An 18482-nucleotide genomic window follows, 5' to 3' on the forward strand; every position below is an offset into this window, starting at 1 on the left:
AATGCGCATATTTTTTGAGCGAATTTCAATATGCTCATTATGTAGGCAAAATTAGCATGGTTTGCACAAGGATGCGCCATGTCTTGGAAACAGGAGTTCGGGGTTGCTGATCGACAAGGCATTTTTTTCCGAAGTGGCTGCTGCAGCGGCTGCTGAAACGCTTCCGCGTTTTCGTCAGCTGACGGAAATAGACAACAAATATAGCGTAGGTTTCGATCCGGTGACCGAAGCGGACCGTGCGGCGGAACGTGCGATTCGGGCGGTTATTGCTGGTGCCTTTCCCAACCATGGTATTCTTGGGGAAGAATATGGGCCGGAGAATATCGACCGCAGCCATGTCTGGGTCATCGATCCCATTGACGGAACCCGTGCCTTCATTTCCGGACTGCCGGTTTGGGGCACGCTTGTGGGCCTGACCATCGATGGGGATGCCAAGGCGGGAATGATGTCGCAACCCTTCACGGGGGAATTGTTCTACAGCGACGGTAATGGCGCCTATCTCGTGCGTGGCGGCGGGGAGGGCACGCCGCGCCGTCTGTCCGTGCGCAAGAATGCCGCTCTGGCCGATGCGACAATGTTCACAACGACACCCGCCCTTTTCAAAGGGGAAAGCCGCAAGGGATTTGACCGTCTGGAAGGCGCTGTGCGGCTGTCGCGTTATGGAGTTGATTGCTATGCCTTCGCCATGCTGGCAAGCGGGTTTGCTGATATCGTGGTTGAAGCCGGTCTGCAGCCTTATGACATCGTCGCTCTCATTCCGCTGATCGAGCAGGCCGGTGGTGTGGTGACGCAACGCGATGGCAGTCCGGCGGAAAAGGGTGGTGATGTTGTCGCCGCAGCTTCACCCGAATTGCACAGGGCAGTTCTCGATCTTTTGAACGGTTGATCAGATGCCGGAGATCGCAGGCTCAATGGTCTCCGGCATGGTTTCAACTTCCGAAGAACCGGGAATGAACGCATCGAAGGCGGCCCAGAGCTGCTCACGATAAAAGTCGACTTCCTGAAGCATTTCATGACGGGCGCCGGTAATCGTCGTCAGCGAGATATTGCGCGTGCGCGCCACGAAGCGCTCGATCACCGACGTGGAAACCACACGATCCGCTCCAGCGGCAATGATGAGGACCGGTACTGTCGGTCCTTTGTAAAAATCCGGCTGATTGATGCGGCGTGCTGTTTCGAGCGCGCTCCAGAGCCAGCGGGCAGTCGGGCCGCCAAGTGCAAGATCCGGGTGAAGGCGTGGAATTTCCATATTCCGCATGAAGCGAGCCGGGTCACTGGTCAGCGGATTTCCTGCAAAGGGTCGCGAAGCCAGTCTGCGGCCGCCGGAGGCGTAAACCTGGCCGAGGCCAAGCCATCGAAAGGCGGATGCGATGCGGCGTACATTGTCGTCGCTGAGCCTTTGACCATCAAGCCCCATGAAGGGCGCACAAAGCACCATGCGACTGATGCGCGATGTCAGTCTGCCCATCGCGGAAAGTGCTACAAGCGCACCGGCAGAATGACCGAGAATGTAGAAGGGCGGGGGACAGTCGGGCAAAGCGACCTGATCAAGGATGAGGTCGAGATCATCGCAATAATCGTCGAAATTGCGAACGTAACCGCGCTGACGATCTTTCAGCAGCCGGTGTGAGCCGCCCTGTCCGCGCCAGTCGAAAGTCACGACCGTGAAACCGCGTGCGCTCAGATCGGTCATGGTTTCGAAGTATTTTTCGATGAATTCGTTGCGCCCCTGGAGCAGGACCACTGTTCCCCGTATCGGCCTCGTTTCGGCTTTCAGAATGGCATAGCGCAGGGTTTTGCCGCCCTTCGCTTCAAGCAGCCCAGCCTTTATCCCATGCGGGTTCGGGTTCGCATCGGTTTCGAAAAGCAGTTCCGACATCCGATTGCGGGCCTTTCTGTTTCAGGTTGGGATATTTGCTGCCAGTATAATGGGGCAATTGATGATAAAAAGTAACCGGAAGTTCGAGAACGAACTTCCGGCTCAAAGAACAGCCGATGCAAGGGACGTTACGCCGGCTGGCCTATCGAAAAAATCTGAAGAAAGAAGTGTTCAGTATCCGCCAGGGCGGCGCTCGCCGACGATGCGGCCTGAATAGGCATCGACCATGACGATGACGCGACGACCGTTCGGTCTTGTGGCCCGTACGAAATAGGTGTCGCGGTTGAGGCGTATATCGCCGACGTCATAGCCGCGGCGTTCCAGCGAGCGTGCGACACGGCGCGGTCCCATGATGTCGCGACGGCCATAATCGTCGCCCCAGCCTGGGCGGCGGTCCGGTCCGCCATCCCAATCGGGACGCGGTCCCGGATAAGGGCGCGGCGGACGGTAGCCGTCATCATCGTAATACTGAATCTGAACGCGCAGGCCGCTATCGGCTGCAAGGGAGGGGGTCGCAAAACCGGTCGCGACGGTGGCAAGTGCGGCAAAAGCGAGAACAGCTTTTCTCATAACCGTGATCCTTCAGTGAACCCGCTCTGCAGCAGGCATGGTGGGACATTAGCCCCAAGCGGCTGAACGCTCGCCAAAGATGGTGTTCATTTTGGGTTCATTGTGCGGCGGATCCCCAAAATGTAGGCCCCTATCGATCAGGAGTTGTTACGCCAAGTGACAGCCCGTGTAAGCCTGCGTTCCGCAGTCTTCACGTGCATGCGGCCTTGAAATGAAAAAGAACCGTTCCCAAATGAGTTTTGCGGTCGCCACATAGGGGCCGCCGGCATCAAGGAATTCGCCAATTAGGGAGTTTCGCCGCCTTGCATGATTCCGAATGCGCTTAGCGGATTTCGGAAAAGATCATGCTGAACAAGCATTATGTCGCTCTAAAGGAGGGCTAACACATGCGTCACGTAGATTTTTCCCCGCTCTATCGTTCCACGGTTGGTTTCGATCGGCTTTTCACCATGCTTGATACGCTCGCTTCGCCGGAAGGTAACCAGTCCTATCCGCCGTATAATATCGAGCGCACGGGTGAGAACACCTATCGCATAACCATGGCGGTTGCGGGTTTTTCCGAAAGCGAACTCGAAATCGAAGCGCATCGCAACCAACTGTCCGTCAAGGGCCAGAAGGCCGATGAAAATGCTTCCGATGTTGGCGAAGTTCTCTATCGTGGTATTGCCTCGCGTGCTTTCGAGCGCCGGTTCCAGCTTGCCGACTTCGTTGAAGTTGCCGGTGCGAGCCTGAAGAACGGTCTCCTGCACATCGATCTCAAGCGCGAGATTCCAGAACAGATGAAACCGCGCAAGATCGAAGTTACCAAGGCCGGCTCTGACGGCGCTCAGCAGATCGAGGCAAAGACTGCCCACTAATCGCGGATGAGCCTATAGAAATTAGCAAGGCGGCGCCCAAAGCGCCGCCTTTCTTATTTTTCGCAGACAATTAAAAGTTTCAGACGATCATATCGGCAAAACGGTCGACATCTTCTTCCGTATTGGCGAAACTCGTCACGAAGCGGGCGAAAATTTCGCCGTCGCTGATGCGGTTCACTTCCGAATGCGGCGGGTTCCAGTCGTAGAAGATTGCCCCGGCATTGCGCAGACGGTCATAGACCGACTGTTTCATGATGGCGAAGACCTCATTGGCTTCCGGTTTCCAGGCAAGGCGCATCTGGCTCGACGCATTGATATGACTGGCGAGGCGTGTTGCAAGCGCGTTCGAATGACGGGCCAGTTCAAGCCAGAGATCATCCTGCAGGTAAGCGTCAAACTGTGCTGCTACAAAACGCGTCTTTGAAAAGAGTTGTGCTGCGCGCTTGCGAATGAACGGCAGATCCTTGGCGCGTGCGGGGTCCATGAAGACAAGTGCTTCGGCGCACCAGCAGCCGTTTTTTGTGCCACCGAAGGAAACGATGTCCACGCCCTGTTTCCAGGTCATTTCTGCCGGCGTCATGTCCAGCGAAACAAGCGCGTTGGCAAACCGTGCGCCGTCCAAGTGCAGCGGCAGGCCGGCATCGCGGCAGATCTTGGAAATGGTGGCGATATGTTCGGGCTGGTAGAGCGTGCCGACTTCGGTCGCCTGCGTGATGCTGACGGCCATGGGCTGCCCGGCATGAACGAAAGCCGGGTTGAAGCGCTTCAATTCGCGCTTGAGAAGTTCAGGGTCGATACGGCCATGCGCACCGTCGATCGGGTGCAAACGTGCGCCGCCGGTAAAATATTCTGGCGCGCCGCATTCGTCCTCAATCACATGCGCCTCACGGTGCACCAGCGACACACCGCCCGGCCGGTTGACACTGGCGAGCGCCAGCGAGTTGGCCGCTGTACCGGTTCCGACAAAGAAGACTGCGACTTCACGCTCGAACAGTTCGTTGAACCGCTGTTCCACGCGCTTGTCGATTTCGCTGGCGCCATAGGCTGCCGCAAAACCCGCAGCATGTAACGAAAGGCTCTCGGCGATTTTTGGATGGGCGCCTGCCCAATTGTCTGACGCAAAGTGCACGTGTTCCTCCAGATGGGTTGAATAGGCTGTCGCACGGTCGATGTTTCTATAACCTGTCTGACAGAAGCGGTTAAGGCCCGGCTGGCGCGAAAAATGTCATCAATATGCCTAATTTTTAGGCAAGAAAGAGGTGAGCGAAAGCGCGCCAAACTGACGCAATGGCGGGTATACGCAATTAAAATCCAGTATAATAAGGGCTTTTGATATTTTATTACGGAAGATGCTGAGAAAAATTGCGTTTCCATCTTGTGAGGCAATTTGAATTCTGTCATACCTAATTAGGACAGCAATGCTGTCCAATTAAATACTGATGCGAACGGAAGCGACACAACGCTCTCCGGAAAGTTTCAGAAAAGAGGCGCCGTACTGGCAGGCACATAGTCTGGCGGTAACAGGCGCCCCGACCGCGACAGGAGGAATTCTAGTGCGCCATTTTCTGGTGGGCTGAGTGTCGTCTGTCCAAGCCTGATGAGAATAAGGCGCTAAACATCGTTCCTCGCACCGGTTTTGCCACTTGCCTGGAACCTCGTCCAACGCCTTGTCGAAAAGGCTTCCATATATTTTGAACAACGGCGAGATGGTTGTCACCAATCTCGGTATATACTGATCGCGCGCCTCGTGAAGAGGGCCAAACGGAGGGAATGACGATGACGCATTTGACGCCATCTGTATCGAATGTGGTTTCTCACAACGTACAGAACGAAAACGTCAAAGCTGCGACGACGGCTTCCACCCGAACGACGCGAAAAACCAAGGCGGCAGGCGTTCCACCAGCGCAAGGTCTCTACGATCCGCGTAATGAACATGATGCGTGCGGCGTTGGCTTTATTGCCCATATGAAGGGCAAGAAGTCGCATGAGATCGTGGAAAACGGCCTCAAGATGCTGGAAAACCTCACCCATCGCGGCGCCGTCGGCGCTGACCCGCTGATGGGTGACGGCGCTGGCATTCTCGTGCAGATTCCGGATCGCTTCTTCCGTGAGGAAATGGCGCGTCAGGGTATCGACCTGCCGCAGCCGGGCCATTATGCCGTAGGCTATCTCTTCATGCCGCGCGATGCGGAACTGCGCGCGCATATCGAAGAAATCGTCAAGGAAGTGATTGCCGCTGAAGGCCAAACCTTCATCGGCTTCCGTGAAGTGCCGGTCGACAACTCATCGCTGTCGAAGGCACTGGATATTGCCGCAACCGAACCGTTTCACGTTCAGGTCTTCATCGGACGTAATCCGATGCTGGAGACGGACGACGAGTTCGAGCGTCGTCTGTTCGTCCTGCGCAAGGTCATTTCCAACCGCATCTATCAGGAAAACGACGGTGACGATAAGGGCTTCTACATCGTTTCCATGTCGGCGCGCACGGTCGTTTATAAGGGCATGTTCCTGGCTTATCAGGTTGGCGCCTACTACAACGACCTGAAAGATCCGCGATTTGAAAGTGCTGTGGCGCTCGTTCACCAGCGCTTTTCGACCAACACCTTCCCTTCTTGGCGTTTGGCGCATCCATATCGCATGGTTGCACATAACGGTGAAATCAACACGCTACGCGGCAATGTGAACTGGATGGCGGCGCGTCAGGCTTCGGTGGATAGCGAACTGTTCGGCAACGACATTTCCAAGCTGTGGCCGATTTCTTACGAAGGCCAGTCGGACACAGCCTGCTTCGATAATGCGCTCGAATTCCTGCATCAGGGTGGCTACAGCCTCGCCCATGCGATGATGATGCTGATCCCGGAAGCATGGTCGGGCAACAAGCTGATGTCGGACGAACGCCGTGCGTTCTACGAATATCATGCTGCCCTGATGGAACCGTGGGACGGTCCTGCCGCCGTGGCCTTCACCGATGGTCGCCAGATCGGCGCGACGCTCGACCGTAACGGTCTGCGTCCAGCCCGCTATATTGTCACTGACGATGATTTCGTCATTCTGGCTTCGGAAGCGGGTGTATTGCCCGTCGAAGAAAAGAAGGTCATCAAGAAGTGGCGCCTTCAGCCGGGCCGCATGCTGCTTATCGATATGGAAGAGGGCCGCATCGTTTCGGATGAAGAAATCAAGTCGCAGATCGCGCAAAAGCATCCTTACAAGCAGTGGCTCGGCAATACGCAGCTTATTCTGGAAGATCTCAATCCGGTCGAACCACGTGCGCTGCGCAAGGATGTGAGCCTGCTCGACCGCCAACAGGCCTTCGGTTACACGCAGGAAGACACCAAGCTTCTGATGTCCCCGATGGCGACGACCGGTCAGGAAGCCATCGGTTCGATGGGGACGGATACGCCGATTTCGGCCATGTCCGACAAGTCGAAGATGCTGTTCACCTATTTCAAGCAGAACTTCGCGCAGGTCACCAATCCGCCGATTGATCCGATCCGCGAAGAGCTGGTGATGAGCCTCGTCTCCTTCATCGGTCCGCGCCCGAATATTTTCGACCTGGTTGGCACCTCGCGCCGCAAGCGTCTGGAAGTGCGCCAGCCGATCCTGACCAATGGTGATCTGGAAAAGATCCGCTCCATCGGTCACACGGAAGATCGTTTCGACACCAAGACGCTCGACATCACGTATAATACGGGTGAAGGCGCTGCCGGTATGCATGGCGCCATCGAGCGACTGTGCGACCGTGCCGAAGCGGCTGTTCACGGCGGCTACAACATCGTCATTCTGTCCGACCGTCAGGTTGGGCCGGACCGTATTCCAATCCCGGCTCTGCTGGCGACGGCTGCTGTCCACCATCACCTGATCCGCAAGGGTCAGCGTACATCGGTCGGTCTGGTTGTTGAATCGGGTGAGCCGCGCGAAGTGCACCATTTCGCCTGCCTTGCAGGCTATGGCGCCGAAGCCATCAACCCCTATCTCGCCTTCGATACGCTGCTCGACATGCATCGCCGCCGCGAATTTCCGCCGGAAGTCGATGAATATGAAGTGGTCAAGCGCTATATCAAGTCGATCGGCAAGGGCATCCTCAAGGTCATGTCCAAGATGGGCATCTCGACCTACCAGTCCTATTGCGGCGCGCAGATTTTCGATGCGGTCGGCTTGCAGTCGAGCTTCGTCGACAAGTTCTTCTTCGGCACGGCCACCAGCATCGAAGGTGTTGGTCTGGACGAAATCGCGGAAGAAACCGTGCGTCGTCACACCGATGCGTTCGGTAACGACCCGGTTCTGCTGACCGCGCTCGAAGTCGGCGGCGAATATGCCTATCGTATGCGCGGCGAGGCACATCTGTGGTCGCCGGATGCGGTTGCCAGGCTGCAGCACGCAGTGCGCACCTCGAACCCCGATACGTTCACCGAATATACCAGCATGCTCGACTCCAAGTCGGCGCAGGCCAAGACCATTCGCGGCCTGTTCGATATCCGCTTTGCCGAGGATCGCGGTCTGAAGCCGGTTTCCATCGATGAGGTTGAACCGGCGGTCGATATCGTCAAGCGCTTCTCGACCGGAGCCATGTCCTTCGGCTCGATTAGCCGTGAGGCGCATACCACGCTGGCGCGCGCGATGAACGCCATTGGCGGCAAGTCGAACACGGGCGAGGGGGGCGAAGAGCCGGATCGTTTCTATCCGCTGCCGGATGGGAAGCCGAACCCGGAACGTTCCGCGATCAAGCAGGTTGCATCGGGCCGTTTCGGCGTCACGACGGAATATCTCGTCAACTCCGATCTGATCCAGATCAAGGTTGCGCAGGGTGCAAAGCCCGGCGAAGGCGGTCAGCTGCCGGGTCACAAGGTCGATGCGACCATCGCCAAGACCCGTCACTCGACCCCGGGCGTTGGTCTCATTTCGCCACCGCCGCACCATGACATCTACTCGATCGAAGATCTGGCGCAGCTGATTTACGACCTGAAGAACGTCAATCCGGCTGCCGATATTTCGGTCAAGCTAGTGTCTGAAGTGGGCGTCGGCACGGTTGCCGCTGGCGTTGCCAAGGCACGCGCCGACCACATCACCGTATCGGGTTATGATGGCGGCACGGGCGCTTCGCCGCTCACCTCGCTGAAGCATGCCGGTAGCCCATGGGAAATCGGCCTTGCCGAAACCCACCAGACGCTGGTGCTGAACGGGCTTCGCTCCCGCGTGGCCTTGCAGGTCGATGGCGGTCTGCGGACCGGTCGCGACGTGGTCATTGGCGCGCTGCTGGGTGCCGACGAGTTCGGTTTCTCGACAGCGCCGCTGATTGCCGCTGGTTGCATCATGATGCGCAAGTGCCATCTGAACACCTGCCCTGTGGGCGTGGCGACGCAGGACCCGGTTCTGCGCAAGCGCTTCAAGGGCACGCCGGAACATGTCATCAACTTCTTCTTCTATCTGGCGGAAGAAGTGCGTGCGCTGCTGGCCTCAATGGGTTTCACCAGGCTGGAACAGATCATCGGCGAGACCGAGCTTCTGGAAAAGCAGGTGATGATTGACCATTGGAAGGCCAAGGGTCTCGATTTCAGCCGCATCTTCTACAAGCCAGAGGCCGAGAAGCACGAGATTTACTGGACAGAGCGTCAGCATCATCCGATTGAAGATGTTCTGGACCGTAAGCTGATCGCCGAGGCCATGCCTGCGCTCGAAGATCGCAAGCCGGTCAAGATCGACATCGGTATCAAGAATGTCGACCGTTCTGCCGGTGCCATGCTGTCGGGCGAAGTTGCCAAGCGTTTCCGTCACAAGGGCCTGCCGGATGAAACCATCGCCGTCACGCTTCGCGGCACGGCTGGCCAGTCTTTCGGCGCGTTCCTGGCGCGCGGCATCTCGTTCGAGCTGATCGGCGATGGCAACGACTATGTCGGCAAGGGCCTTTCGGGTGGCCGCATCGTCATCCGTCCGCCGGAAGATACGCGTATCGTCGCCGAAGATTCGATCATCGTCGGCAATACCGTGCTCTACGGCGCGCTTGAAGGCGAGTGCTACTTCCGCGGCGTTGCGGGCGAGCGTTTCGCTGTGCGCAACTCCGGCGCGGTCACGGTTGTCGAAGGCGTGGGCGACCACGGCTGCGAATACATGACCGGCGGCGTCGTCGTGGTTATCGGTCAGACGGGTCGCAATTTCGCGGCGGGCATGTCGGGCGGTGTCGCCTATGTGCTTGACGAGGAGGGCGATTTCGCCCAGCGCTGCAACATGGCGATGGTCGAACTGGAACCGGTTCCGGAAGAAGACGATATCCTCGAAAAGCTGCATCACCATGGCGGTGACCTCATGCATAAGGGCCGTGTGGACGTATCGGCCAATATGACCCATCATGATGAGGAACGTCTGGTGCAGCTGATCGCCAACCATCTGCATTACACAGGCTCGACGCGGGCGAAGGACATTCTCGACAATTGGGAGAGCTATCGTCCCAAATTCGTGAAGGTCATGCCGGTCGAATATCGTCGCGCTCTGGAAGAGATGGAGCGTGCGCAGATCGGTGTCGCGGCTGAGTGATCCTGACAAGCGGAGCCCGACCTTCGGGTCGGGCGCCCTTCGCCATATGAAGAGATAACAACGCTCTGACATGCCTGCGCGTTAAAGATGACGCGGCGGACAGGGCAACTTCCGGCAAAGCAGACCATGCGCTGGTCTCAGGCCGAGGGGAGTAGAAGAATGGGTAAGGTAACTGGTTTTCTAGAGATCGACCGTCAGGTGGCAAAGTACCAGCCGGCGTCGGATCGTATCCGCCACTTCCGCGAGTTCACCATTCCGATGACGGATGGTGAAGTGCAGAAGCAGGCCGCGCGCTGCATGGATTGCGGCATTCCGTTCTGCCATGGGCCGACGGGCTGCCCGGTGCACAACCAGATCCCGGACTGGAACGATCTGGTCTATAACAACAATTGGGATCAGGCGATCCGCAACCTGCATCTGACCAATAATTTTCCGGAATTTACCGGTCGCGTCTGCCCCGCGCCTTGCGAGGAAGCCTGCACGCTGAACCTCGAAGACACGCCGGTTGCGATCAAGACGGTTGAGCAGGCGCTGGGCGACAAGGCCTATGAGCTTGGCTATATCGTGCCGCAGCCTGCCGCCAACAAGACCGGCAAGTCGGTCGCCATCATCGGTTCCGGTCCGGCTGGACTTGCCGCTGCACAGCAGCTGGCGCGCGCTGGTCACATGGTCGATGTCTATGAGCGCGAAAGCCGCCCCGGCGGCCTGCTGCGTTACGGCATTCCGGATTTCAAGATGGAAAAGCACCACATCGACCGCCGCGTGGCGCAGATGGAAGGTGAGGGCGTCCGCTTCCTGTGCGGCGTGAATATCGGCGTCGATAAGCCGCTGCGCGGTCTTCTCGATACCTATGACGCCGTGCTTTACAGCGGCGGTTCCGAAACCCCGCGCCCGGCAGGCATTCCCGGTGCCGATCTGGAAGGCGTTTTCGACGCCATGCCTTATCTGGTGCAGCAGAACCGCCGCGTCGGTCGCGAGAACATCGAGTCCGTCGCCTGGACTTCGACGCCAATTCTGGCAGGTGGCAAGCACATTGTTGTCGTTGGTGGCGGTGATACGGCTTCCGACTGCGTTGGCACAGCTTTCCGTCAGGGTGCGGTCAATGTCACCCAGCTCGATATTCGCCCGCAACCGCCGGAAAAGGAAGACAAGCTCAGTGTCTGGCCTTACTGGGCGACCAAGATGCGCACCTCTTCCAGCCAGGCTGAGGGTGCTGCGCGCGAATTTCAGGTCGCAACACTGGAATTCATCGGCGAAGAAGGCCGCCTGACCCATGTGAAGTGCTGCCAGGTGGATGAGAAGCGCAAGCCGATTGCCGGTTCGGAATTCTTCATCAAGGCTGATCTTGCTTTCATCGCCATCGGCTTTGCCGGTCCGGGTGAGGATAGCGTCGTTAAGGAACTGGGCGACAAGCTTGATGTCGCAACCGATCGTCGCGGCTCGAAGTCGGTCAAGGCCAATGAGCGTGACTATCGCACCAATGTCGACAAGCTCTATGCCGCAGGCGATATCCGTCGTGGTCAGTCGCTGGTCGTCTGGGCAATCCGCGAAGGCCGTCAAGCCGCGCACGCCATTGATGCCGATTTGATGGGAAGCTCTGTTCTGCCTCGCTAAGAGACAAGCGATTAAATTGAAAAAGCCCGGAGTTTCCTCCGGGCTTTTTTGTGTCTATTGGCGATCAGCCTTGGCTGCGCCGCGCCTTCATCACGAGATAGGCAATGGCCAGGAACACGAACCAGAATGGCGTGACCTTCAGGGCTGCTGCGGTATCAGGCTCTTGTGCAAGTGCCCACAAAATGAAGGCGAAGAACGCAAAGACCATGACAACGGCTGGACGTCCGCCCGGCATTTTGAACGTGGATTTCTCATGCAGGTCGGGGCGCTTGCGGCGATATTGCAGGTAAGACGCCAGAATGATCGACCAGATGAAGATGAAGAGCAGAGCTGAGATCGTCGTAACAATCGTGAAGGCTTCAATGATGCTCTGGCCTGCATAGAGCAGAACCACGCCCGCCAGCAGGAAAATACACGAGAAGAATAGCGAATTGACTGGTACTTTCCGCTCGTTCAGCTTGCCGAGTGCCTTCGGCGCGAGCTTCGAAGTGGCGAGGCCGTAGATCATACGCGAGGTGGAGTAGATGCCGGAATTCGCGCTTGACGTTGCCGAAGTCAGCACGACAAAATTCACCACATGCGCGGCAATGCCGAGACCGGCCAGCGAGAACATGGCGACGAACGGGCTGGAGCTTGGATCGACCTGATCCCACGGGATCACGGTGATGATCACAAACAGCGCGCCGAGATAGAACAGCACCACGCGGATCGGGATCGAATTGATTGCCTTCGGTAGATTGCGCACCGGGTCCTTGGTTTCGGCGGCGGCGGTGCCGACCAGTTCGATGCCGACAAAGGCGAAGACCGCGATCTGGAAACCGGCGACAAAGCCGAGGAAGCCATTGGGGAAGAACCCGCCATGGTTCCACAAATGCGCAACCGATGCCTGGCTGCCATTAGGCAGGGTAAAGCCGGTCGAAAGCATATAGACGCCAGCAATGATCAGCCCGACGATGGCGACGATCTTGATGAGCGCGAACCAGAATTCGATTTCACCGAAATTGCGCACGGTGGGCAAATTCAGCGCCAGAAGCGTGAAGATCAGCCCAAGTGCAGGTATCCAAAGCGCAAGTTCCGGAAACCAGAATGATACATAGCCCGACACCGCCACCACGTCTGCTACGCCGGTCACGATCCAGCAAAGCCAGTAGGTCCAGCCGGTGAAGAACTGCGCCCAAGGGCCGAGATAGTCGCCTGCGAAATCCGCAAAGGAGCGATATTCGAGGTTGGACAGCAGGATTTCGCCCAATGCGCGCATCACGAAAAACAGCATGAAGCCGATCACCGCATAAACGAGCAGGATCGAAGGGCCAGCCAGCGAAATGGTTTTGCCCGAGCCCATGAAAAGGCCGGTGCCGATCGCGCCGCCAATGGCGATCAGTTGCAGGTGTCTGTTGGACAGGTTACGTGCAAGATGGGGTTCCTCCTCCCGATGTGAATCGGCAGAAGGTTTGGATGCGATGTTCATTCAAACGCCTCTTGTGGTTGGCCGACGCTGAAAATCAACCTCGTCCGGGCGAGGAGGAGCGTCCTTCCTGTTCAGCCTTTTCAGGCAGACGGTGCATTCTGATAGACGATGCGAGCTCTTCTGTGAACAGCGCGGAATGTAGCAATTGGACTCATATTGGATAGAGAAAGCCACTTTACATCAGTCATACAATAGCTCAATCGAGCTGGTGCAGCCCAATAATTAGGGATTTGCACTCTTGTGTGGCCAGGAAAAATCATCGGCCCTTCCGGGTGACGGTTTGCTTTCAGTGTGGGCTGGGCGCGTGGCTTGCGGGCGCGCAAGGCTCCCACCGAGCAGAACGCCGCTCTCATCCTTGTCGATGTCGCGAATACTGACCGGCGCCACGCGGTCAACCGGTTTTGACGGATCATGTGCGCCCGCAGCAGGCAGTGGCTGGTCTTCTTCCTTTGCGCCGCCGAGATAGGCGCGGAGCGGTTTTTCCGCATAGAAGGCCAGCTTGCGCTTGCCGGCTGATGTGATGTTGATGCCGTCGTTGCCGCGCAAACGCGCGGTCTGGCCGTTAATATCGAAGCCAGTCTGCGTGAAATTTCCGTCGTCGTCGACAAATCCGTCCCAGACATCGGCGAACTTGCCGCCAGCCTTTTCGGTGGCTGTGCGATATATTTCATTGAGCGCCAGCATATCCTGCGACATGCCTTTCGGGCGGAAGGGCGGCTGGCCGATCCACACCAGAGGAAAGTGCTTGTCGCTGATGACCTTGATGAAAGCGGCGACCCGCTTTTGATATTCTTCATTCCATTCCGGTGATCGGGGCGGCAGGCTTGCGCCCTTCTCGGTGATCGCCTGTCTGTCGTTGGAGCCGATCATGATCACAACTGCAGCAGGTTTCTCCTCCTCCAGTATCTTGCCGATATTTTCGGGCCAGTTGAAATGATCGTTGCGCACAAAGCCGGAAGAGCCGTTTATCCGGGTCACGACCTGGAGATCGGCGTCGGACGCGAAAGCAACGTCAAGGCCTTCGGCCAGACCGTTGCCGATGAAGTCGCCGACGACAAGCACTTTCTTTGCATCCGGCTTTTTCTCGACGAATTCAACCGCGGGGCTTGCCGCTGGCGGTGGTGTCGGGCGGGAAGCGGGAGAAGTTGCTTTGGGGCGCTTCGCCTTCGGTCGGGCGCGTTGTGGGGCACGCTGTTCATATTGACGTTGTGGTTGCGCCTGCCGTGACCCGAACAGAAGATCGAAAAGCGTGCGCGGACGCTCCTGTGCGGATGCAGTGATGATACCGGAAAACAGCAATGCTGCAATTGCCAGCACGATGCTGAAAGCTTTCACAAGCTTGGTCACAGTCCGATTTGCGCGCATCCGTTTCGCCTTCATGGCCTGCATATTAGCTTGGCAATCTTGAAAAACAAAATGGAGCGCACTTTTGGTAAAGTGCGCTCCATTCGATCAATCCGATAGTTTAGCGACGGCGCAGAACCGACAGGACTTCCTTGCTCGGATGACCATCCGGCTGAAGTCCGTTGCGCTGCTGGAAGGCTTCGATAGCTGCCCGCGAGGTGGAGCCGATCTTGCCATCGATATTGCCGTCATAATAGCCGAGCGCCTTCAGATGCGTCTGCAATTCCTGACGCTCGTTCATGGTGATCGGCGTAAACGGACGATTCCAATCCTGACGCAGCCCCTGATAACCGCCAATGCGATCCGCAAGAAGGCCGACAGCAAGCGCATATTTGTCGGCATTATTGTAACGCTTCAACACGAAGAAATTCTTCGTCATCAGGAAGGCAGGACCCTGACGGCCATCCGGCACTTTCAGGGTTGCTTTTTCGCTAGGATCGGGGAAGGCACGTCCGTTAGCGCGAACGAGACCGATTTTCTGCCATTCGGCAATCGAGAGCGAGCCCGAAGGGAATTTGCGCCCCTGCGGTAGAGCGACTTCGTAACCCCAGCTACGACCCGGTTGCCAGCCATTGCGATGCAGCAGATTTGCCGCAGTGCCCAGCGCATCGGGAACAGAGTTCCATATGTCGCGCTTGCCGTTACCGTCTATGTCGACGGCATAGGCCTGATAGCTGGTCGGGATGAACTGCGTGTGGCCGAGCGCACCAGCCCAGGAGCCGGAAAGATGTCCGCGGTCGATATCGCCGGTCTGGAGAATCTTCATCGCGGCAATCAACTGTGTGCGGCCATATTTGGCGCGGCGCTGGTCCGCATAGGCGAGCGTTGCCAGCGAACGCACGGCATCGCGCATGACATCGTCGCGCTTGAGAATCTCGCCGTAATTGCTTTCCATCGACCAGATGGCGAGCAGGATATTGCGATCGACCGAGAACCGCTGCTCAATGCGCTGGAGCCATGGTCCCCACTTGCGGGCCATGTTCTGGCCGACGGAGACGGATTGCTCGTTCACGCGGTTGTCAACATAGTTCCAGACAGGCTCGGTAAATTCAGGCTGATAGCGTGCCTTCTGAAGTACGACCGGATCCGGTGCATCGACACCGCGGAATGCGCGATCGAAAGTGGAAGGCGAAACACCTGCATTTATGGCGACAGGACGAAAACTGGCGACCCACTGGCGAAATTTTGCATCGGCCAAAGCGGAGCCGGTTGTCAGTGTGGAGGCGAGCACAGCTATCGCAACCGTTGCAGCTGCTTTCAGCTTCAGCGTTTGGCCCACCGTGAATGGAAATCGCAGCATTCTGTGTTTCCCTTCTGCAATCAAATTTAGCCGATACCGGCGCGTTTCCCTTCGACCTGGATTCTGCTCGCACCGGATTGCATTGGTCAATTAATACCATCCTGTGTTGAGTTTGAGCCAGCAGAAAGTTCCGGATCGAACTGTTGAACGATCAAATTAGAACGTGTCGGTTAGCAATTGGTTTACCATCGAGGGCCTGCTTTAAAATTTGCCTGAAGTTTCGAAAAGTTTTTGAATCAAGCAACATTAAGGTAGGGTCATCGAATGTGATGGGATGAACCACGCAATTTCGTCGTTCTTTAATGAAAAGGCCTTATTTGAAATTCAGTCGTTTCAATGCTTTGATAGCAAATCTGAATTAGTGAAATCGAGGAGAGGAATGAGTTCTATCCGAAAAATTCGCAAGGCCGTCTTCCCTGTCGCTGGTCTTGGCACCCGCTTCCTGCCCGCCACCAAATCCATTCCCAAAGAAATGCTGACTGTCGTGGACAAGCCCGTCATCCAGTATGTGGTCGATGAGGCGCGCGAAGCGGGTATCGAACATCTGATTTTCGTCACCGGGCGAAACAAAGCGGTCATCGAAGACTATTTCGATGCACAGGTAGAGCTTTATTCTACGCTTGCCGAACGTGGCAAGACAGCGGAACTGGAGCATCTTCAGGATATCCAGCCGCAGCCGGGAACGACCAGCTTTACCCGACAGCAGGTACCGCTTGGCCTCGGCCACGCGGTCTGGTGCGCTCGGGAGCTCGTCGGTGACGAACCGTTTGCTCTCTTGCTGCCGGATATGGTCATGCAGTCGAAGAAGGGCTGCCTGAAGGAAATGGTCGAGCTGTACGAAAAGACCGGCGGCAACGTCATAGCCGTGCAGGAGTGCGATCCGGAAGAAGCCCATAAATATGGTATCGTCGGCAAGGGCGAAGCCATCGGAAGCGGTTTTGAGATCACGCAGATGGTCGAAAAGCCTGCCAAGGGTACGGCACCGTCCAATCTTTACATCAATGGTCGCTATATCCTTCAGCCGGAAATCTTCGAGCTTCTGAGCAAGCAGGAGAAGGGTGCCGGCAACGAAATCCAGCTCACGGATGCGATGTTGAAACTTGCCGATGCCCAGAAGTTTTTCGGTTTCGATTATCGAGGCCTGACATTCGACTGCGGCTCCAAAGCCGGCTTCATCGAAGCCAACGTTGCGTTTGCGCTGTGGCGCAATGACATTCGTCCTTCGGTCGAGAGCTCGATTGGCAATCTGCTGAACACCATCAAGCCTGCTTGATATTAACCTGCCTGAACTCTGGTCACGCCCCCTGCAAAGGGGGCGTTTTTTTATGGTGTGCGGTTACTCCGGTGAAACTTGCTTTTTTTGACGATGACAATAGGTATTTGACCTAGGACGAATCCCGGAAAGTGTGAAAACCCTTTCGCGATACGCTCGACCAAAGAAGTTTTCTCCCCATCATAAGGAAGAATGGCATGCAGGAATTCGAGCAGACGATGAGTGCAGGCGCGCTCATCTCCATCGCGGTGGGCGCTGTTTTATTATTGCTTTTGCTCATCATCCGATTTCGCGTCCATGCATTCGTAGCGCTTATAATCGTCAGCCTCCTGACAGCGCTTGCGACGGGCATTCCGGCTGGCAATATTCTGACGACAATCACTTCCGCCTTTGGATCCACCCTTGGCGGTGTAGCGCTTCTGGTTGGTCTCGGCGCCATGCTGGGGCGGCTGCTTGAGATATCCGGCGGTGCACAGGCGCTTGCCGACGATCTCATCAGGCGGTTCGGAGAAAAACGCGCGCCCATGGCGCTTGGCATCGCGTCACTCATCTTTGGCTTCCCCATCTTTTTCGATGCGGGACTGGTCGTGATGCTCCCCGTCGTCTTCACCGTTGCGCGGCGTCTCAAGGGAAGCCTGCTTCTCTACGGTATTCCGGTCGCCGCAGCTTTTTCGGTGATGCATGTTTTCGTGCCGCCTCATCCAGGCCCGGTGGCCGCATCCGAGCTTTTGGGTGCAGATGTGGGGCTTCTAATTCTCGTGGGGATCGTGGTCGTCATACCTGTCTGGTTCATTGCCGGGCATCTTTTCGGCGTATGGATCGGCAAGCGGATCAATCTTCCGATCCCCGACAGTTTTGATGCCGGGAAAAACGTGGACGAGGCGATCAACCCTCCAAGCTCCAGCCTGGTCATATTGCTTCTCCTGCTGCCGCTGGTTCTGATCTTCATCAATACGGGTCTGGACTTTGCCCGCGCGCAAGGTTGGGTAGATGCCCAGGCCAACTGGTATCAGCTAGCGCGGATGATCGGATCGACACCGGTTGCTCTGCTGATTTCGGTGCTGGTCGCGTCCTATGTGCTGGGACCCCGGCGAGGTAGGGACTTAGCCAGTGTCGAACGCATTCTCGATTCGGCGCTCGGTCCGGTTTGCTCCATCATCCTGATTACGGGCGCTGGCGGAATGTTCGGTGGCGTCCTGCGTGCTTCCGGCATTGGTGACGCCTTGTCAAATGCGTTTGCCAATACCGGACTGCCCGTTATCGTGGCAGGCTTCCTGATCGCAACGATTTTGCGCGTTGCGCAAGGGTCGGCAACTGTGGCCCTGATAACAGCTGCCGGACTTGTTCAGCCTGCAGTTCAGGCTGCGGGTTATCACGGACTAGAGACTGCGGCGATAGTAATCGCACTTGCTGCAGGGTCGGTCATGCTCTCTCATGTCAACGATTCCGGTTTCTGGCTTGTCGGGCGCTTCTTCAATATGGACGTCAAGACGACGCTGAAAACCTGGACGGTTCTGGAAACCCTTATCGGGCTTCTGGGGTTCGGCATGGCGTGTATTCTGTTCTGGCTCGCTTAAACTCACGACAAT

Annotated in this window: 12 protein-coding genes; 6 read left to right on the forward strand and 6 right to left on the reverse strand. The window is 56.9% G+C overall.

What is annotated here, in order from left to right; all coding sequences use genetic code 11:
• The first annotated feature begins 103 nt into the window (after nt 1–103).
• Nucleotides 104–886, forward strand: coding sequence for a histidinol-phosphatase (gene hisN, locus CQZ93_RS16710; protein ID WP_105543750.1), 783 nt, complete (start codon nt 104–106; stop codon nt 884–886).
• On the opposite strand, the gene CQZ93_RS16715 is transcribed toward hisN, so the two are convergent.
• Nucleotides 887–1879, reverse strand: coding sequence for an alpha/beta fold hydrolase (locus CQZ93_RS16715; protein WP_105543751.1), 993 nt, complete (start codon nt 1877–1879; stop codon nt 887–889).
• Nucleotides 1880–2050: 171 nt separating this feature from the next.
• Nucleotides 2051–2449: an antifreeze protein gene (locus CQZ93_RS16720; protein ID WP_105543752.1), complete on the reverse strand. Its 399-nt coding sequence runs from the start codon at nt 2447–2449 to the stop codon at nt 2051–2053.
• 386 nt (nt 2450–2835) lie between these two features.
• Here CQZ93_RS16720 and CQZ93_RS16725 point away from each other — a divergent pair, with 386 nt between their 5' ends.
• Entirely contained in the window at nt 2836–3306 is a 471-nt protein-coding gene (locus CQZ93_RS16725) for an Hsp20 family protein (protein ID WP_105543753.1), read from the forward strand.
• 79 nt (nt 3307–3385) lie between these two features.
• On the opposite strand, the gene CQZ93_RS16730 is transcribed toward CQZ93_RS16725, so the two are convergent.
• The gene (locus CQZ93_RS16730) at nt 3386–4435 is read right to left on the reverse strand and encodes a threonine aldolase family protein (RefSeq protein WP_105543754.1); all 1050 of its coding nucleotides are present in this window, start codon (nt 4433–4435) and stop codon (nt 3386–3388) included.
• Between the two features lie 647 nt (nt 4436–5082).
• On the opposite strand from CQZ93_RS16730, the gene gltB reads away from it, so the two are divergent.
• Both gltB and CQZ93_RS16740 read left to right on the forward strand, forming a co-directional pair.
• Nucleotides 5083–9834: a glutamate synthase large subunit gene (gltB, locus tag CQZ93_RS16735; protein WP_105545180.1), complete on the forward strand. Its 4752-nt coding sequence runs from the start codon at nt 5083–5085 to the stop codon at nt 9832–9834.
• Nucleotides 9835–9993: 159 nt separating this feature from the next.
• Nucleotides 9994–11448, forward strand: coding sequence for a glutamate synthase subunit beta (locus tag CQZ93_RS16740; protein ID WP_105543755.1), 1455 nt, complete (start codon nt 9994–9996; stop codon nt 11446–11448).
• 64 nt (nt 11449–11512) lie between these two features.
• Here the strand turns inward: CQZ93_RS16740 and CQZ93_RS16745 are convergent, their stop codons facing one another.
• From CQZ93_RS16745 to CQZ93_RS16755, 3 genes are all read right to left on the reverse strand, one after another.
• Nucleotides 11513–12916 carry an amino acid permease gene (locus CQZ93_RS16745; protein WP_105543756.1) on the reverse strand — a complete coding sequence of 468 codons (1404 nt, stop codon included), beginning with the start codon at nt 12914–12916 and terminating at the stop codon, nt 11513–11515.
• A gap of 222 nt (nt 12917–13138) precedes the next feature.
• Nucleotides 13139–14281 carry an SGNH/GDSL hydrolase family protein gene (locus CQZ93_RS16750; RefSeq protein WP_105543757.1) on the reverse strand — a complete coding sequence of 381 codons (1143 nt, stop codon included), beginning with the start codon at nt 14279–14281 and terminating at the stop codon, nt 13139–13141.
• Between the two features lie 100 nt (nt 14282–14381).
• Complete coding sequence (locus CQZ93_RS16755; RefSeq protein ID WP_105543758.1) at nt 14382–15620, reverse strand: lytic murein transglycosylase; 1239 nt, start codon at nt 15618–15620, stop codon at nt 14382–14384.
• 379 nt (nt 15621–15999) lie between these two features.
• Here CQZ93_RS16755 and galU point away from each other — a divergent pair, with 379 nt between their 5' ends.
• Together galU and CQZ93_RS16765 are read left to right on the forward strand one after the other, a co-directional pair.
• Complete coding sequence (gene galU / locus CQZ93_RS16760; RefSeq protein WP_105543759.1) at nt 16000–16893, forward strand: UTP--glucose-1-phosphate uridylyltransferase GalU; 894 nt, start codon at nt 16000–16002, stop codon at nt 16891–16893.
• Between the two features lie 197 nt (nt 16894–17090).
• Nucleotides 17091–18470 carry a GntP family permease gene (locus tag CQZ93_RS16765; protein WP_105543760.1) on the forward strand — a complete coding sequence of 460 codons (1380 nt, stop codon included), beginning with the start codon at nt 17091–17093 and terminating at the stop codon, nt 18468–18470.
• Nucleotides 18471–18482: the final 12 nt, after the last annotated feature.

The sequence above is a fragment of the Ochrobactrum vermis genome (assembly GCF_002975205.1).
GTDB lineage: Bacteria > Pseudomonadota > Alphaproteobacteria > Rhizobiales > Rhizobiaceae > Brucella > Brucella vermis.